The following is a 24,575-nucleotide window of genomic DNA, read 5'->3' on the forward strand; positions in this document are numbered from 1 at the left end:
GAGAGCCTGAAGCGAGGGCCGTCACCGAAACTGCCGTGAGATAGCCGAATCCGCCCGGATCGCGATCCCCCAGCAGGCTCGACGGATAAGGGGCGAGGGGACTAGCCCTTCGAGACCTTGTTGCCCGATCCGGTGTCGTTGATCTTCGGGTCGCCGTCGCGGTAGGTGACGGTGTTGTTGAGGCCGACGACGCTGAGGCTGTCGCCCACCGTCTCGAGGGTCACCTTGTTGTCGGCGCCGCCGATGTTGACGCTCGAGCACGTGCCCTTGATGGTCAACGTGTTGTTGGAGCCGCCGACGTTGAGCGACTTGCCGTCTGCGCAGTCGATGTCGGCGGTGGTGCCGAACGAGCCGTAGTTGATCGTGTTCCCGATCTCGACCTGCGCGCCCGACGAACCCGCGGTGGCGGTGGGGTCATTGGAATCGCTGCTGTTCGATCCACATCCGGCGAGGACAAGGGCAACGCCGATGGCCGCGATCGAGATCCGGGAGTACGCGGGCATGAGTTCCCTCGCTTCGTCGTTCATCTTCGTCACCTTCTGCGCGCCAGGTCGACGCGCCGCCAGACTACGCGGGAACGCGGTCGATGCGATTGGTCATGCCGAGTTCGCGGCCGCGGTCGATCACCGCCGGATCACCCGACTTGTAGTACACGGTCTGATCGGATCCGTAGACGGTGATGTCGTTCACGACGTTGTCGGCCACGATCACGTTGGACGATCCCTGCACCGCGATGGCCCAGCAGGATCCCTTGACGGTGAGGTAGTTGCCGGTGCCCATCACCATCAGCGTCGACTCGTTGCAGTCGAGAGTCTGGTTGATGCCCTGGCCGGTGATGTGGGTGTCACCGTTCTTCGCCGCGGCGGTCGGCGTCCCGACGAGCAGTGCGACTGGCAGCAGCACCGCCAGCGAACCGCACAGCGTCCTGATCGTCATGGTGCACCCCTTGCCGTCCACGTGAGTCTCCGCAGCCTACGTCGCCGGACCGCCGCCGCGGCAACACTTCGGCGATCCACCTCTGCCGCGACCGGATGGCCTGACCGCCGCCACGGCCAGAGGTTAGAGTCATTCGTCAACGCACCCCGCGGACGGCATGCGCAGTAGAGGAATCGAGACGGACATGGCAGCTCGTTCGGAGGCGGTCTCCGCGGGCGGTCGACCGAAGGCGCCGGCGCGCACGACGAAGCTCAGCCGGGACGCCATCGTCAACGCGGCACTCACCTTCCTGGATCGCGAGGGATGGGACTCGCTCACCATCAACGCGCTCGCCACCCAGCTGGGGACCAAGGGCCCGTCGCTCTACAACCACGTGCAAAGCCTCGACGACCTGCGCAGAACCGTCCGGATGCGGGTCATCGGCGACATCATCGGCATGTTGAACACGGTCGGCGACGGACGCACCCGCGACGACGCCGTCGTCTCCATGGCCAGTGCCTACCGCAGCTACGCCCACCACCACCCAGGCCGCTACTCGGCCTTCACCCGCATGCCGCTGGGCGGCGACGACCCCGAGTACACCGCGGCCACGCGGGCCGCCGCGGGGCCGGTCATCGCGGTGCTCGGGTCCTACGGCCTCGACGGTGAGAACGCGTTCTATTCCGCCCTGGAGTTCTGGTCGGCGCTGCACGGTTTCGTGCTGCTGGAGATGACGGGCGTGATGGACGACATCGACACCGATGCCGTCTTCACCGACATGGTGCTGCGCCTGGCCGCCGGCATGGAGCGTCGCTGAGTCCCACCGGCGCGTCAGACGGGACCGAGGCCGTGCCTGACGGCATACTTGGACCAGCCTGGCCCCCGCCACCGAGCCGCTATCGGGCCGGCTCCCGAAACGGCCCTCACCACCTGCGACGATGGCGCTTTGACCTGTGTAGCCGCGGGCAGGTATTGTGGTTCTTCGTGCCTGGCGTGGGCACCTGCAGATCCAAGATCGCGCGCAGGTGGACTACGAGCCGGGCCAATCCGCATGTCCACGATGCATCGGCCAGGCCGATGTCCGGGCGCGTGCGACACGCCCGGTCGCGGGGTAAGCGAGCGGGAGAAAACCGCAGTTCGACGACTTATCTAGACCACAGCGACAGATCAGAGCAACACAGAAAGCCGGTACATGCCAACCATCAACCAGCTGGTCCGCAAGGGCCGCCGCGACAAGATCGCCAAGGTCAAGACCGCGGCCCTCAAGGGCAGCCCGCAGCGCCGCGGTGTGTGCACTCGCGTATACACCACCACTCCGAAGAAGCCGAACTCGGCACTTCGCAAGGTGGCGCGCGTGAAGCTCACCAGCGCGGTCGAGGTCACCGCCTACATCCCGGGCGAGGGACACAACCTGCAGGAGCACTCGATGGTGCTGGTTCGTGGCGGTCGCGTGAAGGACCTGCCCGGCGTGCGGTACAAGATCATCCGCGGCTCGCTCGACACCCAGGGTGTCAAGTCCCGCAAGCAGGCCCGTAGCAAGTACGGCGCCAAGAAGGAGAAGAGCTAATGCCACGCAAGGGGCCCGCGCCGAAGCGCCCGCTGGTCAACGACCCGGTCTACGGATCGCAGCTCGTCACCCAGCTGGTGAACAAGGTTCTGCTGGACGGGAAGAAATCGCTCGCCGAACGCATTGTCTATGGTGCGCTCGAACAGGCTCGCGAGAAGACCGGCACCGACCCCGTGGTCACGCTGAAGCGCGCCATGGACAACGTCAAGCCGGCCCTCGAGGTCCGCAGCCGTCGCGTCGGTGGTGCCACCTACCAGGTGCCCGTCGAGGTCCGGCCCGAGCGTTCGACCACCCTCGCCCTGCGCTGGTTGGTCGGTTTCTCCAAGCAGCGCCGCGAGAAGACGATGGTCGAGCGCCTGGCGAACGAACTCCTGGATGCCAGCAATGGCCTGGGTGCCGCCGTCAAGCGTCGCGAGGACGTCCACAAGATGGCCGAGGCGAACCGGGCCTTCGCGCACTACCGCTGGTGACCAAGCCGTCCCGGCTACGACGTAGGACGTCGCAGACCGCGGGCGCACCGCAACACCCGACGAGCAAGCGAAAGAGTGGGACTTAGCCGTGGCACAGGACGTGCTCACCGACCTCACCAAGGTCCGCAACATCGGCATCATGGCGCACATCGATGCCGGCAAGACGACGACGACCGAGCGAATCCTCTACTACACCGGTATCAGCTACAAGATCGGTGAGGTTCACGACGGCGCAGCGACGATGGACTGGATGGAGCAGGAGCAGGAGCGGGGTATCACCATCACCTCCGCTGCCACCACCTGCTTCTGGAATGGCAACCAGATCAACATCATCGACACCCCCGGACACGTCGACTTCACCGTCGAGGTCGAGCGCTCCCTGCGCGTCCTCGACGGCGCCGTCGCCGTCTTCGACGGCAAGGAGGGCGTCGAGCCCCAGTCCGAGCAGGTCTGGCGTCAGGCCGACAAGTACGACGTGCCGCGCATCTGCTTCGTCAACAAGATGGACAAGCTGGGCGCCGACTTCTACTTCTCGATCCAGACGATGAAGGACCGCCTCGGCGCGAACGTCATCCCGATCCAGCTGCCGATCGGCTCCGAGGGCGACTTCGAGGGCATCATCGACCTGGTCGAGATGAACGCCAAGGTGTGGCGCGGCGAGACCAAGCTCGGTGAGACCTACGAGACCATCGAGATCCCGGCCGATCTCCAGGAGAAGGCCGACGAGTACCGCAACAGCCTGCTCGAGGCCGTCGCCGAGACCGACGACGCCCTCATGGAGAAGTACTTCGGTGGCGAGGAACTCACGATCGACGAGATCAAGGGTGCCATCCGCAAGTTGACGGTCAGCTCCGAGGCGTACCCGGTGCTGTGTGGCAGCGCGTTCAAGAACAAGGGCGTCCAGCCCATGCTCGACGCCGTCATCGACTACCTCCCCACGCCGCTGGACGTCGCGGCCGCCGTCGGGCACGCGCCCGGCAAGGAGGACGTCGAGGTCGTCCGCAAGCCGAACACCGACGAGCCGTTCTCCGGCCTCGCGTTCAAGGTTGCGACGCACCCGTTCTTCGGCAAGCTGACCTACGTCCGCGTCTACTCGGGACAGGTCGAGTCCGGCAGCCAGGTCATCAACGCGACCAAGGGCAAGAAGGAGCGTCTGGGCAAGCTGTTCCAGATGCACTCCAACAAGGAGAACCCGGTCGAGCGCGCGTCCGCCGGTCACATCTACGCCGTGATCGGGCTGAAGGACACCACCACCGGTGACACCCTCAGCGATCCCCAGCAGCAGGTCGTGCTGGAGTCGATGACCTTCCCGGACCCCGTCATCGAGGTCGCCATCGAGCCCAAGACGAAGAGCGACCAGGAGAAGCTGTCCCTGGCGATCCAGAAGCTCGCCGAGGAAGACCCGACGTTCAAGGTCCACCAGGACGACGAGACCGGCCAGACCGTCATCGGCGGCATGGGCGAACTCCACCTCGACATCCTCGTCGACCGCATGCGTCGCGAGTTCAAGGTCGAGGCCAACGTCGGCAAGCCGCAGGTCGCCTACAAGGAGACCATCAAGCGGGCCGTCGAGAAGGTCGAGTTCACCCACAAGAAGCAGACGGGTGGCTCCGGCCAGTTCGCGAAGGTCCTCGTCAGCATCGAACCGTTCTCCGGCGAGGACGGCGCGACCTACGAGTTCGAGAACAAGGTCACCGGTGGCCGCATCCCGCGCGAGTACATCCCGTCGGTGGATGCCGGTGCGCAGGACGCCATGCAGTACGGCGTCCTGGCCGGCTACCCGCTGGTCAACCTGAAGCTGACCCTGATCGACGGCGCGTACCACGACGTCGACTCCTCGGAGATGGCCTTCAAGATCGCCGGTTCGCAGGTCCTGAAGAAGGCTGCCGCCCAGGCGCAGCCCGTCATCCTGGAGCCGGTCATGGCCGTCGAGGTCACCACACCCGAGGATTACATGGGTGAAGTGATCGGCGACCTGAACTCCCGCCGTGGCCAGATCCAGGCCATGGAGGAGCGCAGCGGTGCGCGCGTCGTCAAGGCGACGGTGCCGCTGTCCGAGATGTTCGGCTACGTCGGCGACCTCCGGTCGAAGACCCAGGGCCGGGCGAACTACTCCATGGTGTTCGCCTCGTACGCTGAAGTTCCGGCGAACGTGTCGAAGGAGATCATCGCGAAGGCAACGGGTCAGTAAGCCCCGCGGAGGTTGCCGGCCGCAAGCCGGTAGCGTCGCAGACCACACAACTGAACACGGAATCATCCAGAGCAACTGCTTAACCAAGGCACCAACTAGTCCAGGAGGACACAGAAGTGGCGAAGGCGAAGTTCGAGCGGACGAAGCCGCACGTCAACATCGGGACCATCGGTCACGTTGACCACGGCAAGACGACGCTTACGGCAGCAATCACGAAGGTGCTGCACGACAAGTATCCCGATTTGAACGAGTCGCGCGCATTCGACCAGATCGACAATGCGCCCGAGGAACGTGCGCGTGGCATCACGATCAACATCTCCCACGTGGAGTACCAGACCGACAAGCGTCACTACGCGCACGTCGACGCACCCGGTCACGCGGACTACATCAAGAACATGATCACCGGTGCCGCCCAGATGGACGGTGCAATCCTGGTGGTCGCCGCGACCGACGGCCCGATGCCGCAGACGCGTGAGCACGTGCTGCTGGCTCGTCAGGTCGGCGTGCCCTACATCCTGGTGGCGCTGAACAAGTCGGACATGGTCGACGACGAAGAACTGCTGGAGCTCGTCGAGCTCGAGGTCCGCGAACTGCTGGCCGCTCAGGAGTTCGACGAGGACGCCCCGGTCATCCAGGTGTCGGCGCTCAAGGCGCTCGAGGGTGACCCGAAGTGGGTCGAGTCCGTCGAGAAGCTCATGGAGGCCGTCGACGAGTCCATCCCGGACCCGGTTCGCGAGACCGACAAGCCGTTCCTGATGCCCGTCGAGGACGTCTTCACGATCACCGGCCGTGGCACCGTCGTCACCGGTCGCGTCGAGCGTGGCGTGATCAACGTGAACGAGGAAGTGGAGATCGTCGGCATCAAGACGACGACCACGAAGACCACCGTCACCGGTGTCGAGATGTTCCGCAAGCTGCTCGACCAGGGTCAGGCCGGCGACAACGTCGGTCTGCTGGTTCGTGGCATCAAGCGCGAGGACGTCGAGCGCGGCCAGGTCGTCGTGAAGCCCGGCACCACCACGCCGCACACCGAGTTCGACGGCAGCGTCTACATCCTGTCGAAGGACGAGGGTGGTCGTCACACGCCGTTCTTCAACAACTACCGCCCGCAGTTCTACTTCCGTACGACGGACGTGACCGGCGTCGTGACCCTCCCCGAGGGCACCGAGATGGTGATGCCCGGTGACAACACCGACATCTCCGTCAAGCTGATCCAGCCCGTCGCCATGGACGAGGGTCTGCGTTTCGCGATTCGCGAGGGTGGCCGTACCGTCGGCGCCGGCCGTGTCACCAAGATCCACAAGTAAGTCGGATCTGACCTAGCACCGCACGAGCGGCGCTCACCTTCGGGTGGGCGCCGCTTTTGCGTTCTCCACGCCGAGTACGGGATACGCTGCGCACACCAAACGCAGTGGAGAGGACGGCGTGGGCGATACCTCGGAGGATGTCGGCGTTGCGGCCCGGTTCACCGTGCACGCGTTCACCGACGTCGGATTGCGGCGCCGACGCAACGAGGACGCCGTCCTCGTCGGCGGCTGGTCGTGCCAGACCCACGACGGCTCCCTCGTGACGATGAGCTTCATGCCCGCACCGCCCTTCGTCTGCGCGGTCGCCGACGGGATGGGCGGCCACGCGGGCGGCGACATCGCGAGCCGCGTTGCGCTGAACGTCATCTCGGCCAACCACCGTGAGTGGCGCAGCGACGAGGACGTCTCCGACGCGCTGCTCGACGTCAACGACCAGGTTCGCGGTGTGGGGGTGGAGACCGACCTGCTGGGCCTCGGCACCACGGTCGCGGGCCTGTGCTTCCTGGCCGACGCGGTCGTCGCGTTCAACGTGGGAGACAGCCGGATCTACACGGTCGTCGACGGCCACGCCGTCCAGCTGTCGGTCGACGACTCGGTCTTCGACACCAACGGCAGGCCCACCAACATCGTCACCCAGTCGCTGGGACAGCAGACCCCGGTGCGACCGCACCTGGTCCGGCTTCCGCTGCGGGATGCCCGCTATCTGCTGTGTTCCGACGGTGTCAGCGGTTTCATGACCGACGACGAACTGCGGGAGGCGGTCGGGTCCGACGACGTCGGCGACTGGTGCACGCGGATCATCGACACCGTCCGAGCCAACGGAGCAGAGGACAACTTCACCTTCGTGATCGTCGACGTCGCACCGGAGCAGTCGTCCTAGCGGGTCCTGCGATCTTGGGATCGGTAAGGGGCCCGGAGCGATAGCGTCGCCCGTGACCGACTCGATCGAGGAGCGTGGGGCGATGGTGTGGCGATACGTCAAGGCGCAGCTGATGGTGCTGCTGTGCGGCGGGCTGGTCGGCCCGATCTTCCTCGCGGTGTTCTTCGCGACGGGCGAGGACAGGCTGATGAAGTGGATGTTCTGGGTGGGCCTGCTCGTCACCGCGCTCGACGTCCTGATCGCGTTGGCACTGGCGAACTACGGTGCCAGGGCCGCCGCCAAGACGACGATGCTGGAGGCCAGCGGCGTGCTCGCGCTGGCGCAGGTCACCGGGATGACCGAGACCGGTACGCGAATCAACGACCAGCCGCTCGTCAAGCTCTCCCTGCACGTCGAGGGTCCCGGTCTCGTGCCGTTCGACACCCAGGACTCGGTGCTCGCCTCGGTGACCCGCCTGCCGCTGATCACCGGTCGCAAGCTCGTCCTCCTGGTGGACCCGCAGACCAACTCCTACCAGATCGACTGGAACAGAAGCGCTCTGGTGAACGGCATGATGCCCGCTCAGTTCACCCTCGCGGAGGACAACCGGACCTACGACCTCTCCGGCCAGGCCGGGCCGCTGATGGAGATCATGACGATCCTCAAGGCCAACGGCGTGCCGCTGAACGGGACCATCGACATCCGCTCCAACCCCGCGGTGCGCCAGCAGGTCATGAACGTCGTGCGCCGCGCGGCGGCCCGGCAGGCCCCACCTCAGGCGCAGATGGCCGCCACGGCCCCGCCGCCGGGCAACCCCTACGCCGCACCGTCCGTGTCGACCTCGCAGCGGTTGCAGGAACTCGAGACGTTGCGGGCGACCGGCGCGATCTCCGAGAGCGAGTACGCCGCCAAGCGCCAGCAGATCATCTCCGACCTGTAGCAAGCAGGCCGGGCGGCGATACTAGAACACGTTCCAGTTCGGCTGCTAGCCTGAGCGCGGACTCGTGAAAGGACCGGCAATGACGGCATCGAACGCACCCCTCGAGGGACGCGTGGCATTCATCACGGGCGCGGCCCGCGGGCAGGGCCGGGCGCACGCGGTGCGTCTGGCGCAGGAGGGTGCCGACATCATCGCGATCGACGTGTGCGCCCCGGTCTCGGACACCGTCACCTACCCGCACGCGACGCCGGAGGATCTCGCCCAGACGGTCAGCGCCGTCGAGGCCGTCGGGCGCAAGGTGCTGGCCCGCGAGGTCGACATCCGCGACCTCGCCGCTCAGCAGAAGGTGGTCGCCGACGGCATCGAGCAGTTCGGCCGCCTCGACATCGTCGTCGCCAACGCCGGAATCCTCAGCTGGGGACGGATGTTCGAGATGTCCGAGGAGCAGTGGGACAGCGTCATCGACGTCAATCTCAACGGCACCTGGCGCACCATCCGCGCTGCCGTGCCCGCGATGATCGAGGCCGACAACGGTGGCTCGATCATCATCGTCAGCTCGTCGGCCGGCACCAAGGCCACACCGGGCAACGGCCACTACTCGGCCTCCAAGCACGGGCTCGTCGCCATCACCAACGCGCTCGCCATCGAGGTGGGGGAGTACGGCATCCGGGTCAACTCCATCCACCCCTACTCGATCGGCACGCCGATGGTCGAGCCCGAGGCGATGATGGAGGTGTTCACGAAGTATCCGCAGTTCCTGCACAGCTTCTCGCCGATGCCGTACCAGCCGAAGAACCACGACGGCAAGAGGGGGCTCAAGGAGTTCATGACTCCCGAGGAGGTCTCCGACGTCGTCTCCTGGCTCGCCGGCGACGGCTCGATGACGATCTCGGGATCCCAGATCGCGATCGATCGCGGGACCGCCAAGTACTAGCTGGGCAGCACCAGCACCGGCACGGGACTGTGCCGGACGATCTTCGTGCCCTTGGAGCCCAGGAAGACCCGGGCGATCGCACCCTGCGGTGAGGTGCCGAGGGCCAGCAGTTCGCCGTCGAGCCACTCCGCGGCGTCGAGCGCCTGGTCCCATCCGTTGCCGGTGACGACCTGGAGGTCGACGTCGGCGCTCACGAGGCCGCTGGTCTTCAACTCCGCCAGCGCATCCCGGGCCTGGGCGGCCCAGGAGTCCAGCAGCAGATCCTCGGCGTGGAAGCCGGCCGCAGGTGGGTACATCGTGCGGCCGCGGACCGCGAACGTGACCACCCGCAGCGGGATGGCGAGTTCCGCGGCGAAGGCGGCCACGCGTTCCACGACGTGCCGGGACTCCGGCGTCCCCGGGTAGGCGCACGTGATCCTGCTGAGCCCGTGCGACTTCGAGCCCCGGTAGCCGCGCGGGCTGATCGCGAGCGGTACCGGCGACGAGTGCAGCAGGCGGTCAGCGGTCGAGCCGATCACCACCTGTCCCAGGCTGCCGTCGGCCGCCGACCCGAGCACCAGGGCCTGTGCCTCGAGGTCGCGCACGGCCTCGACGAGACCGCCCGACGCGGAGCGGTGCGCGTACTTGTGGAAGCTGACCTCGAGCGGTGCGCCCATCGACTCGATGCACTCGCGCGCCTGGGCAGCCGAGTCCGCCGCCAGTCGGTCGGCGTACTGCGCGTACTCGGCATCGATGCGGGCCTGTGACGGGGTGGTCCACGGCTTGGGTACGACGGTCACGACCGCGAGTGCCGCGTGCAACGTCCGTGCGGCCTCCACGCCCAGGTTCAGCGCCGACCGCCCGCCCTTGCCCGCCAGGTAGCCGACGATGACTGTCACGGCTTGTCCTCCGTCGGCGGCGTGACGACGTCGACGCCCGGCGCCGCCGATTCGATGACGCCGTCACCGCCGTCGTTGAGCGCGCTGTGGTGCCGGCCCCACACCACGTAGAAGATGAGCGCCACTGCGACCCACGCACCGAACGCGAGCCACGTGTACCAGTGCAGGAAGTACAGGATGTACAGGCACGCGAGCACCGAGAGGACGGGTGTGACGGGGTAGCCCGGAACCTTGAAGCCGCGCGGCAGATCGGGTTCGCGGACGCGCAGGATGATCACGCCGATCGACACCACGATGAACGCGGTCAGCGTGCCGATCGAGACCATGTCGATGAGGTAGTCCAGCGGGACGAAACCGGCCAGCAGGGCCACGATCACCGACACGATGACCGTGTTGTTCACCGGAGTCATGCTGCGCGGGTTGACCTTCGCGAAGATCGACGGCAGCAGGCCGTCGCGACCCATCGCGAACAGGATGCGGGTCTGACCGTAGAGCGTCACCAGGGTGACCGAGAAGATCGAGATGACCGCGCCCGCCGCCAGGACCGTGCCGAAGTAGTTCGCTCCGGTCACCGCGTCCAGGATCAGTGCGAGACCGGCGTCCTGGCCCTCGAACAGCTCCCACTTCTGCGCCCCCAGTGCGGCGATCGACACCATGACGTAGAACGCGGTCACGGTCAGCAGCGCGGCGATCAGGGCGCGTGGCATGGTCTTCTGCGGGTCCTTCACCTCGTCGCCCGCCGTCGACACCGCATCGAGGCCGATGTAGGAGAAGAAGATGACGCCCGCCGCGGCGCTCACGCCGGCAGCGCCGAACGGCGCGAAGTTGGCGAAGTTGTCGGCGTTGAAGGCGGTGACGGCGACGCCGATGAACATCGCCAGGACGCCCAGCTTGATGATGACCATCACCGTGTTGACGGCGGCGGACTCGCTGGCGCCCCGGATCAGCAGCAGTGCGCACAGCGCCACCAGCACCATGGCGGGAAGGTTGACGATGCCGGGTGTGTCGTCCCACGGCGCGGCGATGATGGCCTGCGGGAGTTGCACGTGGAAGAGGTTGTCCAGCAGCACGTTGAGGTACGAACTCCAGCCGACGGCGACCGCCGCGGTGGACACGCCGTACTCCAGCAGCAGACACGCTGCGACGCCCATCGCGACGAACTCGCCGAGTGTGGTGTACGCGTAGGAGTAGGTGGAGCCCGAAACCGGTACCGCCGAGGCCATCTCCGCGTAGCAGATGGCCGCGAGGCCCGCTGCGAGGCCGGCGATCAGGAACGACAGCACGGTCGCCGGGCCCGCCTCGGGAACCGCGTCGGCCAGGACGAAGAAGATGCCCGTGCCGACGGTCGCTCCGACACCGAACATCGTGAGCTGGAACGTGCCGATCGTCCGCTTCAGGCCCGCGGACGCACCGTGGGCCACCGCGGCGCCGACGATCGGCCTCCGTCGGAGGAACTGCTCCTTGATGGGAATCGTCGGCGTTGGCATGTTGCCTCCCGGCACGCGCAGTGTTGGTAGAGGTGAAACCTAACGCGATTCCGCCAATACGGCAGCGAAACCATTCACCGCCCAGTCGATCTCTTCCTCGGTGATGACGATGGGTGGGGCGAAGCGCAGCGTGGAGCCGTGGGTGTCCTTGACGAGGACCCCGCGCGCGGCGAGCCGCGTGCTGACCTGCTTGCCGGTCCCGATGGCCGGGTCGACGTCGACGCCCGCCCACAGGCCGAGACCGCGCACCTCGAGGACGCCGTGCCCCACCAGCTCGCGCAGCCGGGCGTGCAGGTGGTCGCCGAGTTGCCCTGCGCGCAGCTGATATTCGCCGCGCTCGAGCATCGCGACCACCGTCGTGCCGACCGCTGCGGCCAGCGGGTTGCCGCCGAACGTGGAGCCGTGCTCGCCGGGGTGCAGCACACCGAGCACGTCGCGGTCGGCCACCACCGCCGACAGCGGCACCACGCCACCACCGAGGGCCTTGCCGAGCAGGTAGACGTCGGGCACCACGTCCCAGTGGTCGCAGGCGAAGGTGCGCCCGGTCCGCGCGAGACCAGACTGGATCTCGTCGGCGATCATCAGCACGTCGAGTTCGGTACACAGCGCGCGCACCCGGGGCAGGAAGTCCGGCGGCGGGACGACGATGCCCGCCTCGCCCTGGATGGGCTCGAGCAGCACCGCGACCGTGTGGTCGTCGATGGCCGCGGCGAGCGCGTCCGCGTCCCCGAAGGGCACCGACCGGAAGCCCGGCGTGTACGGGCCGAAGCCGCGCCGGGCGGTCTCGTCGTCGGAGAAGCTGATGATGGTGGTGGTCCGGCCGTGGAAGTTGTTCCGGGCCACGACGATGTTGCCCTCGCCGGCGGGCACGCCCTTCACGTCGGTGCCCCACTTGCGGGCCACCTTGAGCGCGCTCTCGACGGCCTCCGCGCCGCTGTTCATGGGCAGCACCATGTCCTTGCCGCACAGCCTGGCGAGCGCGGCGCAGAACGGTCCGAGTCGGTCGGAGTGGAAGGCCCGGCTGACGAGCGTGACCGCGTCGAGTTGGGCGTGCGCGGCGGCCGTCACCTCGGGGTTGCGGTGCCCGAAGTTCACCGCGGAGTACGCGGCGAGGCAGTCGAGGTAGCGACGCCCCTCGACGTCGGTGATCCACGCGCCCTCGGCGGACTCGGCCACGACCGGCAGCGGCGAGTAGTTGTGCGCGGCATGGCGGTCGTCCAGCGCGATCGCTGCTGCGGTCACCGGTCCGGGCTCGATGCCCGGCCCGTGGTCCGGGACGTGGGTCACGGTCTCGAGAATGGTCACGGGTACACCTCCAGCGTGCAGCACTTGACGGATCCGCCTCCCTTGAAGAGTTCGGACAGGTCGACGCCGATCGGCTCGAAGCCAGCGTCGGAGAGTTGCCCCGCGAGGCCGGTGGCGGCGGCGGGCAGGACGACGTGCAGGCCGTCGGACACGACGTTGAGGCCGAGTACGTAGGCGTCGGCGCTCGCCACCTCGATGGCGTCGGGGAACGCCGTCCTGATTCGGCGGCGGGCCTCGTCGCCGAACGCGGGCGGGTAGTAGGCGATGGTCGTGTCGTCGAGGACCGCCAGCGCCGTGTCGAGGTGGTAGAAGCGCGGATCGATCAGCTCCAGGCTGACGACCGGCATGCCGACGGCGTCGGCGATCTCCTCGTGTGCGGCCAGCTCGGTGCGAAAGCCGTAGCCCGCCAACACCATCGATCCCACCACCAGCAGGTCGCCCTGGCCCTCGTTGACGTGCCGGGTGCGGACGGGCGCGTAGCCGCGGCCGACCATCCACGCGTCGTAGGCGTCGGCCTCGCCGGCTCGCTGCGGGTAGGCGAACCGGGCGACGACCGCCGTCCCGCCCACGACGAGACCTCCGTTCGCGGCGTACACCATGTCGGGCAGTCCGCTGACCGGTTCCACGAGGTCGACGGTGTGGCCCAGCGACTCGTACGTCCGGCGCAGGACGTCCCACTGCGCCACGGCCAGGTCCGCGTCCACCGGCGTCGAGACGTCCATCCACGGGTTGATCGCGTACTCGACCGCGAAGTGGACCGGCGGCGTCATCGCGTAGTGGCGCAGGCGGGCGGTCCTGGTCCGCACTGGAGCCGCGGCGACATCGGAGATCGTCATGCCTGAACGATATGGAGTGGCTTCGGCGCAATCAATCACCACGCGTTGCGCGTCCATGATCGATCCGTTGCAGCAGCGGTACGATGACGGCGATCTGTTGCGCCGAACGCCGAGGAGAGTCGAATGGACCGGTTGGACGAGACCGACGAGGCGATCCTGGCCGCCCTGACCGAGCACGCGCGGGCCACCTTCGCCGAGATCGGGGAGCGGGTGAACCTGTCCGCGCCCGCGGTCAAGCGGCGGGTCGACCGGATGCTGGACAGCGGCGTCATCCGCGGCTTCACCACGGTGGTCGACCGCAACGCGGTCGGCTGGGGGACCGAGGCCTACGTGCAGGTCTACTGCCACGGCACCATCGCCCCGACCGAGTTGCGTCGCGCCTGGGTCGACATCCCCGAGGTGGTCAGCGCGGCAACGGTCACCGGCACCTCGGACGCGATCCTGCACGTGCTGGCCCGCGACATGCGCCATCTCGAGGAGGCGCTCGAACGCATCCGTGCCAGTGCGGACATCGAGCGCAGCGAGAGCATCGTGGTGCTGTCGAACATCATCGAGCGCGCCCGATCCTGAGCGGGCCGACTCGGGGTACCGCCCGACGCCGAGGGCCGATCGTGTAAGAAAGCCCACGTGGGTAACAGTGGAGGCATCGTCATCGTGGGCGGCGGTCTGGCCGCGGCGCGCACCGCGGAACAACTGCGTCGCGCCGAGTACACCGGCCCCATCACGCTCGTCAGCGACGAGGAACACCTGCCGTATGACCGGCCGCCGCTCTCCAAGGAGGTGCTGCGCGCCGAGGCCGACGACGTCACGCTCAAGCCCGCCGAGTTCTACGCCGAGAAGGACATCACCCTGCGACTCGGCTCGGGCGCCACGTCGCTGGACACCGCCGCGCAGACCGTGACGCTCGCGAACGGCGACGTGATCGACTACGAGGAACTCGTCATCGCCACGGGCCTTACGCCCAAACGGATTCCGTCGCTCCCCGACCTCTCGGGCATCTTCGTCCTGCGCACCCTCGACGAGAGTCTCGCGCTGCGCGCACACGCCGGGTCGATCTCGCGCGCGGTGATCATCGGCGCGGGCTTCATCGGCTGTGAGGTGGCGGCGAGCCTGCGCACGATGGGCGCCGAGGTGACGATCGTCGAACCGCAGCCCGCTCCGCTGGCGTCGGTGCTGGGTACTCGGATCGGTGACCTGGTCGCACGCCTGCACCGCGCCGAGGGCGTGGACGTGCGCTGCGGGGTCGGCGTCGAGGGCGTCACCGGCACCGACCGCGTGGAGAAGGTCCGGCTCAACGACGGCACCGAACTGGACGCCGACGCCGTGGTGGTGGGCATCGGCTCGCGGCCGTCCACGGACTGGCTCGAGGGCAGCGGCGTCGAGGTCGACAACGGCGTCGTCTGCGACGTGCACGGCCGCACCTCGGCCCCCAACGTGTGGGCCATCGGCGACGTGGCCTCCTGGCAGGACGCCTCCGGACATCAGGTGCGCGTGGAACATTGGAGCAATGTGGCCGAGCAGGCCCGCGTCATCGTGCCCGCCATGCTGGGTGGTGACGCCCCCGACGTCGTCGTGGTGCCCTACTTCTGGAGCGACCAGTTCGACGTCAAGATCCAGTGCCTGGGTGAACCCGAGGCGGACGACGTCGTGCACGTCGTCGAGGACGACGGCCGCAAGTTCCTGGCCTACTACGAGCGGGACGGTGCCGTGGTGGGCGTGGTCGGTGGCGGCATGCCCGGCAAGGTCATGAAGGCCCGCGCCAAGATCGCCAAGGGCGCGCCGATCGCCGAGGTCCTGCCCGCCTAGACCTCACCGAGGTAGAAGCGCGAACCCTGGTCGTCGATGCACAGCGCGGACATGCCGTAGGACTGCCGCGACGGCTCCTCGAGTACGGTGCCACCCGCTGCGCGGACCCGCTCGACGGCTGCCTCGACGTCGGGCACGGTCCACATCGGAACGACGACGCTGCGGTCGAAGCCGCCCGCGATGCCGGCCATCGGATGGGTGCCCTCGACCTCCCAGCCGTCGTCCACGCGGCCCCGCTGGAAGGTCCAGTTCAGCGTGCGGGAGTAGAACTCCCGGAACGACGACGAGTCCGGCACCTGGTAGGTGAGGTACGAGACCTCGCCCGGCCCACTGCCGTTGAGCGCAGGGCGGGGCGTGCCCGGCGCGGGCCGGACGACCGCGAACGGCGCGCCGGAGGGGTCGGTCGCGTCCAGCACGGTGCCGACGTCGAATTCCGTCGTCCGCCCGACCCGGCCGCCGGCATCGACGATCGCCCGGCGTGCACCGTCGAGGTCGGACACGGCGTAGCAGCACAGCATCGTCGGATCACCCGCCACGGAGAACAGACCGATCCGCTGCGTGGCATTGGTGACCTCGCGGGTGTCGGGGTCGACCGTCCAGCCGAGGACCTGACCGTAGAAGGCGGCGGCACGATCGGCGTCGGGCGTCCACACGGACACGAACCCCACGTCGCCGTGCTGGATCGGTACGGGGGCGCCCGCCTGCGGGCCGCTGAGCATCCAGCGGTGCCCGAAGGGATCGACGATGGTCGCGGTCCGCGAACCGTGCGCCTCGTACGGTTCGCGTTCCACCGTGGCGCCGCGCTCGTCGGCTCGCCGCAGGGCGGCGTCGGTATCGGGCACCGCGAGCATCAGGCTCACCGATACCGCCCGGGTCGCCGGGGCGGTCAGGCCGCTCTCCGGGAACTCGTCGGCGAGGTAGAACACCCCGCCGGACAGTGCGAGCTCGGCGTGACCGATCCGGCCGTCGTCCATCGTGATGGGGTCGCCGATCCGGGTCGCCCCCAGCGCGTCGACGTACCAGTCGATCGCGGCGCGGGCGTCGGCCACGGTCAGGTAGGGCAGCATCGCCGCTCGCGGGACGGTCGCCGTGGCGCTCCCGGTGAGTTCGGCGAGTGCGGTGTCGGTTCCACTCATGTCGACGTCTCCTGTTCGATTCGGTAGTGACAGAGCCGATTCCAGTCGCGCGCGCAGGCGCGCGGCGAAGTCGGGATCGGGATGGACCGGAAGGTCACCGCCGTGTAGCACGGCGAGCGGGTCGTGTCCGTCGTTCATCACGCCCCTCCTTCCGGGTATTCGTTCCTGAATGCGCGACGCGCCCGCACCAGCAGCGCCTCGGTGGCGTGCACGGTGCGTCCGATCAGCTCGGCGCACTCGGGCACCGAGTGGTCGTCCATGTACCGCAGCGCCAGCACGGTGCGGTGGTGCTCGGGCAGCCGGGCCAGCACGCTCTCGGCCACGATCCGGTCGAGTTCGGCGTCCCAGTCGTCGCCCGGAACGGGTTCGGGCACCTCGGCGACCGGGACGGTGAACCGATCGCTGCGTCGCCGGTAGTGGTCGGCGAGCTTGTGCCGTGCCACGCCGATCAGCCACGGCACCGTGATCGTCGGCGGACTGGTCTTCCTCGCGGCGTCCATCGCCGCCAGGAAGGTCTCCGAGGTCAGGTCCTCGGCCGTGGAGCGATCACCGCAGCGCCGCACGAAGTAGCCGTACACCGACGGCAGTGCCTCGTCGTACAGCGCCAGCAGGTCCCGCGGGGCGTCCGAACGCCCCGGCGAGAACTCCGATTCGCCGCTCACACCCCCATCGTCGCCGCCGGGGCCCGAACTCCGACGCCCCAATCGGAAATTCACCCCTCGAGGTGGCTGAGACCCTCGTCGACGGTGTCGAAGGCGGCGCCCAACGCGGCGGGCAGCGACGCCGACTCGTCACCCAGCCAGACGCCGTACGCGGACAGCGCGACGCCGAGCATCGTCCACGCCACCGTCTGCGGGACGAGGCCCGCCGGATCGGCCCCGACCCGGCGCGCCACGAACGCGGCGATCACCGAGCGCCAGCCGCCGTACATCGTCATGGAGTGCGCCTGCAGCGCGTCGGTCTCCAGGATGACGCGCATCCGCTGCCGGTGCCGTGCGGTCTCGGCGGCGTCGAACTCGTTGAACGCCAACAGCGTCGACCGCAGGGCGGTGCCCACGGGCACGTCGGCGGGGACGGCGTCGAGCAGGTCGCGCATGTGGTCGAGGTGTGAGTCGAAGTCACCCCACGGGATCGCGTTCTTCGACGGGTAGTACCGGAACAGGGTGCGGCGCGCGATGCCGGCGGCCTGCGCGACGTCGTCGACGCTGACCTCGTCGAATCCGCGGTCGGCGAACAACTCCAGCGCGACGTTGGCGATGTGGTCCTGGGTGGTCGAGCGGCGCCTGCCCACGCGAGGCGCGACGTCACCGGCGACGGGGTGCCGTCGCGGGTGCGGACTCGCCATCGATTCACCCTTCCGTTTCGGCACTCGATGCCATATTCTTGCGACCTGGGTCACAATCGTCGAGACCCACGACGCGAAAGGTACACATCATGGAGCAGGCTCAGCAGGCACCCGTGGAAATCGACACCCAGGACGAACTCGTCACCGAGAGCCTCGTCGAAGAGGTGTCGATCGACGGCATGTGCGGGGTCTACTGACCGTGCCGGCGCCCGCCACCGACGGTGCGGCGGCGTTCGACCCCGACCTCGGTTGGCGGCTGCACCATCAGGTGTCGGTCCGGCCGGAACCGTTCGGTGCGCTGCTGTACCACTTCGGCACCCGCAAGCTCTCGTTCCTCAAGAACCGCACGATCGTCGACGTCGTCGACGCACTCGGCGATCACCCCGACGCCAGATCCGCGCTGCGTGCGGCCGGCGTCGACGTCGACGCGCAGGCGCCGTACGTCCACGCCCTCGGTGTCCTGGTGAAGTCCAACATGCTGGTACGCAAGGAGATCCGATGACCACGATGCAGCCCGTCCCGCGGCTCGTCGACCAGTTCGAGCGTGGCCTCGACGCGCCGATCTGCCTGACGTGGGAACTGACCTACGCCTGCAACCTGTCGTGCGTGCACTGCCTGTCCGCGTCGGGGAAGCGCGATCCGCGCGAACTGACCACCGAGCAGTGCAAGGCCGTCATCGACGAACTCGAGCGCATGCAGGTGTTCTACGTCAACATCGGCGGCGGGGAACCGACTGTGCGGTCGGACTTCTGGGAGCTGGTGGACTACGCGACCGAGCATCACGTCGGCGTGAAGTTCTCGACCAACGGCGTGCGCATCACCCCCGAGGTGGCGGCAAAGCTGGCGGCCAGCGACTACGTGGACGTCCAGATCTCGCTCGACGGCGCCACCGCCGAGGTCAACGACGAGGTGCGCGGTCCTGGCTCCTTCGCGATGGCGATCCGGGCGCTGGAGAACCTGGCCGAGGCCGGCTTCCGGGACGCGAAGATCTCCGTGGTCGTGACCCGCCACAACGTCGACCAGCTCGACGACTTCAAGGCGCTCGCCGACTCCTACGGGGCGACGCTGCGCATCACCCGGCTGCGTCCCTCCGGTCGCGGTGCCGACGTGTGGGACGAGCTGCACCCCACGGCCGCCCAGCAGGTCCAGCTGTACGACTGGCTGGTGGCCCGCGGCGAGGGCGTGCTCACCGGCGACTCGTTCTTCCACCTGTCCGGCCTCGGCGAGCCCGGTGCGTTGGCGGGGCTGAACCTGTGCGGTGCCGGTCGCGTGGTGTGCCTGATCGACCCGATCGGCGACGTCTACGCATGCCCCTTCGCGATCCACGACAAGTTCCTCGCCGGAAACATACTGACGAGCAACGGATTTCAGGACGTCTGGCAGAACTCTCAGCTGTTCACGGAGCTGCGCGAGCCGCAGTCCGCGGGCGCCTGCACGGGCTGCGGCCACTACGACGCGTGCCGTGGCGGGTGCATGGCCGCCAAGTTCTTCACCGGCCTGCCGCTGGACGGACCCGATCCCGAGTGCGTAGAGGGCTTCGGCGAGCCCGCGCTGGCCCTGGAGCGCGACAAGCCCAAGCCCAGCGGCGACCACTCGCGCACCGGCGGCCGCAAGGGTCCGATCCCGCTCAAGCTGCTCACCGTCCCCCCGAAGAAGTTCTGCAACGAAAGTCCCGTCTGACATGGCTCGTGACATCTGGTTCGAAACCGTCTCCATCGCGCAGGAGCGTGCGCGCAAGCGGCTGCCCAAGTCCGCCTACTCGTCGCTGATCTCCGCGAGCGAGAAGGGACTGACGGTCGCCGACAACGTCGAGGCCTTCGGTGAGATCGGCTTCGCGCCGCACGTGATCGGTGCGCACGACAAGCGGGATCTCTCGACGACCGTGATGGGACAGGACGTTTCGCTGCCGGTGCTGATCTCGCCGACCGGCGTGCAGGCCGTGCACCCCGACGGCGAGGTCGCCGTCGCACGCGCTGCCGCCGCCAGGGGTACCGCGATGGGGCTCTCGTCCTTCGCGAGCAAGCCCATCGAAGAGGTCATCGCCGCCAACCCGAAGCTGTTCTTCCAGATCTACTGGCTCGGGGATCGCGATGCGATCACCGCCCGCGTCGAGCGCGCTCGCGCCGCCGGTGCGGTGGGCCTCATCCTCACCACCGACTGGAGCTTCTCGCACGGCCGGGACTGGGGCAGCCCCAAGATTCCCGAGAAGATGGACCTCAAGACCATCGTCAAGATGAGCCCCGAGGTCGTCACCAAGCCGCGCTGGTTCCTGCAGTGGGCCAAGACCATGCGTCCGCCCACCCTCGCGGTGCCCAACCAGGGCGCCAAGGGCGAACCCGGACCGCCGTTCTTCCAGGCCTACGGCGAGTGGATGGGCACCCCGCCTCCCACCTGGGAGGACGTCGCGTGGCTGCGCGAGATGTGGGGCGGTCCGTTCATGCTGAAGGGCGTGATCCGGGTCGACGACGCGAAACGTGCCGTGGACGCGGGTGTTTCGGCGATCTCGGTGTCCAATCACGGCGGCAACAACCTGGACGGCACGCCGGCGTCGATCCGTGCGCTTCCCGCGATCGCCGAGGCGGTCGGTGAGCAGGTCGAGGTGTTGCTGGACGGCGGCATCCGCCGCGGCAGCGACGTGGTCAAGGCCCTCGCACTGGGTGCCCGCGCCGTCATGATCGGCCGCGCGTACCTGTGGGGTCTCGCCGCCGAGGGGCAGCCCGGCGTCGAGAACGTGCTCGACCTGATGGAGGGCGGCATCGCCTCGGCGCTGCGTGGGTTGGGCAAGGCGTCGGTGCACGACCTGTGCCCCGACGACGTGCTGGTACCCGCCGGCTTCACCAGGACGCTCGGCGTGCCCACCGAACGTCCCGAGGGCGCCGACGACTGATCCCGGCCAGGGCACGAACGGCCTGGGCCCCCTGGTGCGGACGTGGCTGACGGTACGGACGTGAAGGAATCGGCGCCGCTGGAGTGGTCGTCGGCGTCGAATACCGGGCAAACACCAACAACTGGCGCACGGCAGGTGAATTCGGCCTACCATCGGCGGGTGGCATACCCCAGTGAGCTTGGGATCTCGACGTCGAGACAGCTCCGCGACCTGGCTCCCGCCGTGGTCGTCCCCGTCGGCTCCATCGAGCAGCACGGGCCACACCTTCCCCTGGACACCGACACCCGCATCGCCACCGCCGTGTCCCGGACGGTCGCCGGACGACTCCCGGGCGACTGGACCCTGGCCCCCGCCGTGAGCTACGGCGCGAGCGGTGAGCACGAGGGGTTTGCGGGGACGGTGTCCATCGGGACGTCGGCCCTGCACCTGCTGCTCGTCGAGTTCGGCCGGTCCGCGTGCCGGTGGGCATCGCGCGTGGTCTTCGTCAACGGCCACGGCGGCAACGTCGAGGCGCTGGCCGACGCCACGTCGCTGCTTCGGCATGAGGGACGCGACGTGGCGTGGACGTCGTGCACCGTCCGTGGCGGTGACGCCCACGCCGGACGCACCGAAACGTCCCTACTGCTGCACCTTTCGCCGGAGGACGTGCGCCTCGACGAGTGCGTGGCCGGCAATGCCGCACCGCTGGCCGAGTTGCTCCCCACGATGCGCCGCGGCGGGGTCGCCGCGGTCAGCCCGGTCGGGGTCCTGGGTGACCCCACCACGGCGACGGCCGAGGAGGGCCTGGCCGTGTTCGCCGAGATGGTGGACGCAGCCACCCGTCGCATCGCCGCCTGGGCGCCGGACCACCGCGGGATGCTCGCGTGACGGGGCCGAGGCTGCCCGACGGGTTCGCGGTTCAGGTCGACCGTCGGGTGAGGGTGCTCGGGGAGGGTGCGGCGCTGCTCGGCGGGTCGCCGACGCGGTTGCTACGCCTGGCGCCCGCGGCTCAGACCATGCTGCGCGGCGGCCGGCTGGAGGTCTGCGACGCCCAGAGTGCGCAGCTCGCGCGCACCCTGCTCGATGCCACCGTGGCACATCCGCGACCCGCGACGGGTCCCTCGCACCGTGACGTCACCGTCGTTATCCCCGTGCGCGACAACGTCTCCGGCGTGCAGCGGCTCATCCGATCACTTCGGGGCATGTGCGTGATCGTGGTGGACGACGGCTCGGCCGTCCCGATCCGGATGCAGGACTTCGACGGCCCGCCATGCGAGGTGAGGGTGCTGCGGCACGCCCAGAGCCGGGGTCCCGCCGCCGCCCGCAACACCGGTCTCGCGGCGTGCACCACCGAGTTGATCGCCTTCCTCGACTCCGACGTGGTGCCACGTCGCGGCTGGCTAGAGGCGCTGCTCGGACACTTCTGCGACCCAGCGATCGCCATGGTCGCGCCGCGCATCGTCGCACTGCACGAACCGGACAACCTGGTGGCCAGGTACGAGGCAGTCCGCTCGTCGCTGGATCTCGGACAGCGCGAGGCGCCGGTCGTTCCGTTCGGCCAGGTGTCCTACGTGCCCAGTGCTGCCATCATCTGCCGCAGGAGTTCGCTGCTCGAGGTGGGCGGGTTCGACGAGACACTGGAGTCCGGGGAGGACGTCGACCTCTGCTGGAGGTTCATCGAGGCCGGTGACCGGTTGCGCTATGAGCCCATCGCGCTCGTCGGGCACGACCACCGGACGGATCTGCGGGACTGGTTCCTGCGCAAGGCGTTCTACGGGTCGTCCGCCGCGCCCCTGTCGGTGCGGCACCCGGGCAAGACCGCGCCGCTGGTGATATCGGGCTGGACGCTGCTGGTGTGGGTCCTGTTGGCGATGGGCTCCGGGTTCGGCTACCTCGCGTCGACGGCGGTGGCAGTGCTGACCGGACGCCGGATCGCGAAGTCGCTCAGCTCGGTGGACACCGAGCCCCGAGAGGTCGCCGCCGTCGCGGCGCACGGCCTGTGGGCCGCCGCGCTGCAGCTGGCGTCCGCGATATGCCGGCACTACTGGCCGGTGGCGCTGCTCGCCGCCGTGCTATTCAAACGCTGCCGCCAGGTGGTCCTTGTGGCAGCCGTCGTCGACGGCGTCGTCGACTGGGCGACGCGGCACGCGAACGCCGAGGACGACTCGCACCGGGTCGGCCTGCTCGGCTACCTCCTGCTCAAGCGACTCGACGACATCGCCTACGGTCTCGGCCTGTGGACCGGTGTCGTGCGCGAACGCCACCTCGGCGCGCTGAAGCCGCAGATCCGGACGTGAGCCGGCGGCCCACGCACGCCGACGTCCTGATCGTCGGTGCGGGAAGCGCTGGATGCGTTCTGGCCGAACGGCTCTCCGCAGACCCGGACCGGTCGGTGGTGGTCGTCGAATCCGGTCCCGGACCCGGCGATCCCCGGGTGTCGGCGCAGATCGACGACGGCCTGCGGCTGCCGATCGGCCCCGCCAGTTCCGTCGTGCGGCACTACCGGACGACGCTGACCCAGGACCCGCCGCGGGCGGCCATGCTGGTGCGCGGAGCCGTGGTGGGCGGCTCGGGTGCCGTCAACGGCGGCTACTTCTGTCGCGGGCTGCCCGCGGACTTCGACGGGTGGGACGTGCCCGGCTGGAGCTGGTCGGACGTCCTCCCGCACTTCCGCGCCGTCGAGACCGACCGTGACTTCGGCGGTCCGCTGCACGGCGGCGACGGTCCGATGACCATTCGCCGGGTCACCCACTTCGAAGAGGGCGCAAGGGCTTTCATCGAGGCGACCCGTCGGCACGGGTTCCCGTGGATCGAGGACCTCAACGGCTCGACCGCCGAGGACGCCGTCGGGACCGGAGTCGGGGCGGTACCGCTCAACATCGACGACGGGACCCGGGTGGGCCCGGGTGGCGCGTTCCTGGGCCGCGCCGCCGGCCGGGGCAACCTCGCCGTCCTCGACCGCACCCGGGTCACCCGGGTGCGCTTCGACGGTGGCCGTGCGACCGGTGTCGAGTGCGTCGGTCCCGAGGGTGCCCGGCTGCTGACCGCCGATCGAATCGTGCTGTCCGCCGGGGCAATCGGATCGGCGCACCTGCTGCTGCTGTCCGGCGTGGGGCCGGCGGGCATGCTGGCTGCCGCCGGCGTGCCGGTGACGGTGGACCTCCCGGTCGGGACCGGGTTCGCCGACCACCCCGAACTCGTACTCCCCGTCGATTGGCCCGCCGCACCCGGCCGGCCACCACTCGAGGCGGTCCTCGTCACCGACGACGTGGAGATCAGGCCGTACACCTGTGGGTTCGGCGCGATGACGGGTGGGCCGGGCGACGATCCGGAGGACCGGCCGCACCTCGGTGTGACGCTGGTTCGACCCCGCGCCAGGGGCGTCCTGAGCCTGGTCTCGGCGGACCCCGACGTCGCGCCGCTACTCGAGCACCGCTACGACGGCGAGCCCGCCGACGTCGCCGCGCTCGAGGCGGGAGCCGACCTGGCCCACGACCTCGCGGGCACGGGTTACGAAGCGCGACAGTCGTTCTGGTCGACGTCCCAGCACCTGTGCGGGTCGGTGCCGATGGGGACCGACGGCACCTCGGCGCTCGACGAGAGGTGTCGGGTCCGCGGGGTCGACGGGCTGTGGGTGGTCGACGGGTCGATCATGCCGAGCATCACCAGCCGCGGTCCGCACGCGACGATCGTGATGATCGGGCACCGGGCCGCGGAGTTCGTCGGCGAGTGA

26 protein-coding genes are annotated in these 24,575 nt (G+C 68.8%); 17 read left to right on the forward strand and 9 right to left on the reverse strand.

Translation table 11 applies throughout. From position 1 onward, the window contains the following. Positions 1-101: 101 nt before the first annotated feature. Together G6N64_RS11620 and G6N64_RS11625 are read right to left on the reverse strand one after the other, a co-directional pair. Complete coding sequence (locus G6N64_RS11620) at positions 102-503, reverse strand: DUF3060 domain-containing protein (RefSeq protein WP_163801644.1); 402 nt, start codon at positions 501-503, stop codon at positions 102-104. Between the two features lie 64 nt (positions 504-567). Further along, a complete protein-coding gene (locus tag G6N64_RS11625; protein ID WP_163797066.1) occupies positions 568-936 on the reverse strand; it encodes a DUF3060 domain-containing protein in 369 nt (122 codons plus the stop codon). Positions 937-1,120: 184 nt separating this feature from the next. Between G6N64_RS11625 and G6N64_RS11630 the strand changes: the two genes are divergently transcribed. From G6N64_RS11630 to G6N64_RS11665, 8 genes are all read left to right on the forward strand, one after another. After that, entirely contained in the window at positions 1,121-1,732 is a 612-nt protein-coding gene (locus G6N64_RS11630; protein ID WP_163797068.1) for a TetR/AcrR family transcriptional regulator, read from the forward strand. Positions 1,733-2,107: 375 nt separating this feature from the next. Next, positions 2,108-2,482 (forward strand): 30S ribosomal protein S12, encoded by a 375-nt coding sequence (gene rpsL, locus G6N64_RS11635; RefSeq protein WP_149374913.1) that lies wholly within the window; start codon positions 2,108-2,110, stop codon positions 2,480-2,482. After that, positions 2,482-2,952 (forward strand): 30S ribosomal protein S7, encoded by a 471-nt coding sequence (gene rpsG, locus G6N64_RS11640; RefSeq protein WP_048630016.1) that lies wholly within the window; start codon positions 2,482-2,484, stop codon positions 2,950-2,952. The genes rpsL and rpsG overlap by 1 nt, the downstream gene beginning before the upstream one ends. 88 nt (positions 2,953-3,040) lie before the next feature. Then, positions 3,041-5,143: an elongation factor G gene (gene fusA / locus G6N64_RS11645; protein WP_163797070.1), complete on the forward strand. Its 2,103-nt coding sequence runs from the start codon at positions 3,041-3,043 to the stop codon at positions 5,141-5,143. 116 nt (positions 5,144-5,259) lie between these two features. Beyond that, positions 5,260-6,450: an elongation factor Tu gene (gene tuf, locus G6N64_RS11650; RefSeq protein ID WP_163797072.1), complete on the forward strand. Its 1,191-nt coding sequence runs from the start codon at positions 5,260-5,262 to the stop codon at positions 6,448-6,450. Positions 6,451-6,568: 118 nt separating this feature from the next. Then, complete coding sequence (locus G6N64_RS11655) at positions 6,569-7,330, forward strand: PP2C family protein-serine/threonine phosphatase (protein WP_163797073.1); 762 nt, start codon at positions 6,569-6,571, stop codon at positions 7,328-7,330. 82 nt (positions 7,331-7,412) lie between these two features. Then, entirely contained in the window at positions 7,413-8,249 is an 837-nt protein-coding gene (locus tag G6N64_RS11660; protein ID WP_163801646.1) for an SHOCT domain-containing protein, read from the forward strand. A gap of 79 nt (positions 8,250-8,328) precedes the next feature. Further along, positions 8,329-9,183, forward strand: coding sequence for a mycofactocin-coupled SDR family oxidoreductase (locus tag G6N64_RS11665; protein WP_163797074.1), 855 nt, complete (start codon positions 8,329-8,331; stop codon positions 9,181-9,183). Here the strand turns inward: G6N64_RS11665 and G6N64_RS11670 are convergent. The 4 genes from G6N64_RS11670 to ddaH are packed head-to-tail and all read right to left on the reverse strand — an operon-like array spanning position 9,180 to position 13,689. Continuing rightward, positions 9,180-10,061: a universal stress protein gene (locus G6N64_RS11670; RefSeq protein ID WP_163797075.1), complete on the reverse strand. Its 882-nt coding sequence runs from the start codon at positions 10,059-10,061 to the stop codon at positions 9,180-9,182. The genes G6N64_RS11665 and G6N64_RS11670 overlap by 4 nt on opposite strands. Beyond that, entirely contained in the window at positions 10,058-11,548 is a 1,491-nt protein-coding gene (locus G6N64_RS11675; protein WP_163797076.1) for an amino acid permease, read from the reverse strand. Before G6N64_RS11675 ends, G6N64_RS11670 begins: the two co-directional genes overlap by 4 nt. Before the next feature lie 39 nt (positions 11,549-11,587). Then, complete coding sequence (rocD, locus tag G6N64_RS11680; RefSeq protein ID WP_409370802.1) at positions 11,588-12,847, reverse strand: ornithine--oxo-acid transaminase; 1,260 nt, start codon at positions 12,845-12,847, stop codon at positions 11,588-11,590. A 2-nt stretch (positions 12,848-12,849) separates the two neighbouring features. Continuing rightward, entirely contained in the window at positions 12,850-13,689 is an 840-nt protein-coding gene (gene ddaH / locus G6N64_RS11685; protein ID WP_163797077.1) for a dimethylargininase, read from the reverse strand. 123 nt (positions 13,690-13,812) lie between these two features. Between ddaH and G6N64_RS11690 the strand changes: the two genes are divergently transcribed. Together G6N64_RS11690 and G6N64_RS11695 are read left to right on the forward strand one after the other, a co-directional pair. Continuing rightward, positions 13,813-14,259 (forward strand): Rv2324 family transcriptional regulator, encoded by a 447-nt coding sequence (locus G6N64_RS11690; protein WP_163797078.1) that lies wholly within the window; start codon positions 13,813-13,815, stop codon positions 14,257-14,259. 57 nt (positions 14,260-14,316) lie between these two features. Next, on the forward strand, positions 14,317-15,495 hold the full coding sequence (locus tag G6N64_RS11695; RefSeq protein WP_163797080.1) for an NAD(P)/FAD-dependent oxidoreductase: 1,179 nt from the start codon (positions 14,317-14,319) through the stop codon (positions 15,493-15,495). Here the strand turns inward: G6N64_RS11695 and G6N64_RS11700 are convergent. The 3 genes from G6N64_RS11700 to mftR are packed head-to-tail and all read right to left on the reverse strand — an operon-like array spanning position 15,492 to position 17,976. Beyond that, positions 15,492-16,769, reverse strand: coding sequence for a VOC family protein (locus G6N64_RS11700; protein WP_163797082.1), 1,278 nt, complete (start codon positions 16,767-16,769; stop codon positions 15,492-15,494). The two genes, G6N64_RS11695 and G6N64_RS11700, sit on opposite strands and share 4 nt — an antisense overlap. Beyond that, on the reverse strand, positions 16,769-17,293 hold the full coding sequence (locus tag G6N64_RS11705; protein ID WP_163797085.1) for an RNA polymerase sigma factor: 525 nt from the start codon (positions 17,291-17,293) through the stop codon (positions 16,769-16,771). Before G6N64_RS11705 ends, G6N64_RS11700 begins: the two co-directional genes overlap by 1 nt. 50 nt (positions 17,294-17,343) lie before the next feature. Next, positions 17,344-17,976: a mycofactocin system transcriptional regulator MftR gene (gene mftR / locus G6N64_RS11710; protein ID WP_163797086.1), complete on the reverse strand. Its 633-nt coding sequence runs from the start codon at positions 17,974-17,976 to the stop codon at positions 17,344-17,346. Between the two features lie 89 nt (positions 17,977-18,065). Between mftR and mftA the strand changes: the two genes are divergently transcribed. The 7 genes from mftA (at position 18,066) to mftG (ending at position 24,575) form a co-directional block, all read left to right on the forward strand. Beyond that, positions 18,066-18,173 carry a mycofactocin precursor MftA gene (gene mftA, locus G6N64_RS11715; RefSeq protein ID WP_163797088.1) on the forward strand — a complete coding sequence of 36 codons (108 nt, stop codon included), beginning with the start codon at positions 18,066-18,068 and terminating at the stop codon, positions 18,171-18,173. Continuing rightward, positions 18,170-18,478 carry a mycofactocin biosynthesis chaperone MftB gene (gene mftB, locus G6N64_RS11720; RefSeq protein ID WP_163801650.1) on the forward strand — a complete coding sequence of 103 codons (309 nt, stop codon included), beginning with the start codon at positions 18,170-18,172 and terminating at the stop codon, positions 18,476-18,478. The genes mftA and mftB overlap by 4 nt, the downstream gene beginning before the upstream one ends. Next, positions 18,475-19,656 carry a mycofactocin radical SAM maturase gene (gene mftC, locus G6N64_RS11725; RefSeq protein ID WP_163797090.1) on the forward strand — a complete coding sequence of 394 codons (1,182 nt, stop codon included), beginning with the start codon at positions 18,475-18,477 and terminating at the stop codon, positions 19,654-19,656. The genes mftB and mftC overlap by 4 nt, the downstream gene beginning before the upstream one ends. 1 nt (position 19,657) lies before the next feature. Further along, positions 19,658-20,863: a pre-mycofactocin synthase MftD gene (gene mftD / locus G6N64_RS11730; protein ID WP_163797092.1), complete on the forward strand. Its 1,206-nt coding sequence runs from the start codon at positions 19,658-19,660 to the stop codon at positions 20,861-20,863. Between the two features lie 135 nt (positions 20,864-20,998). Then, on the forward strand, positions 20,999-21,730 hold the full coding sequence (gene mftE / locus G6N64_RS11735) for a mycofactocin biosynthesis peptidyl-dipeptidase MftE (RefSeq protein WP_163797094.1): 732 nt from the start codon (positions 20,999-21,001) through the stop codon (positions 21,728-21,730). Then, positions 21,727-23,139: a mycofactocin biosynthesis glycosyltransferase MftF gene (mftF, locus tag G6N64_RS11740; RefSeq protein WP_163797096.1), complete on the forward strand. Its 1,413-nt coding sequence runs from the start codon at positions 21,727-21,729 to the stop codon at positions 23,137-23,139. Before mftE ends, mftF begins: the two co-directional genes overlap by 4 nt. Next, the gene (gene mftG, locus G6N64_RS11745; protein WP_174266795.1) at positions 23,136-24,575 is read left to right on the forward strand and encodes a mycofactocin dehydrogenase MftG; all 1,440 of its coding nucleotides are present in this window, start codon (positions 23,136-23,138) and stop codon (positions 24,573-24,575) included. Before mftF ends, mftG begins: the two co-directional genes overlap by 4 nt.

Origin of the sequence: Mycolicibacterium sediminis (assembly GCF_010731735.1) — a bacterium.
GTDB classification, from domain to species: Bacteria; Actinomycetota; Actinomycetes; order Mycobacteriales; family Mycobacteriaceae; genus Mycobacterium; species Mycobacterium sediminis.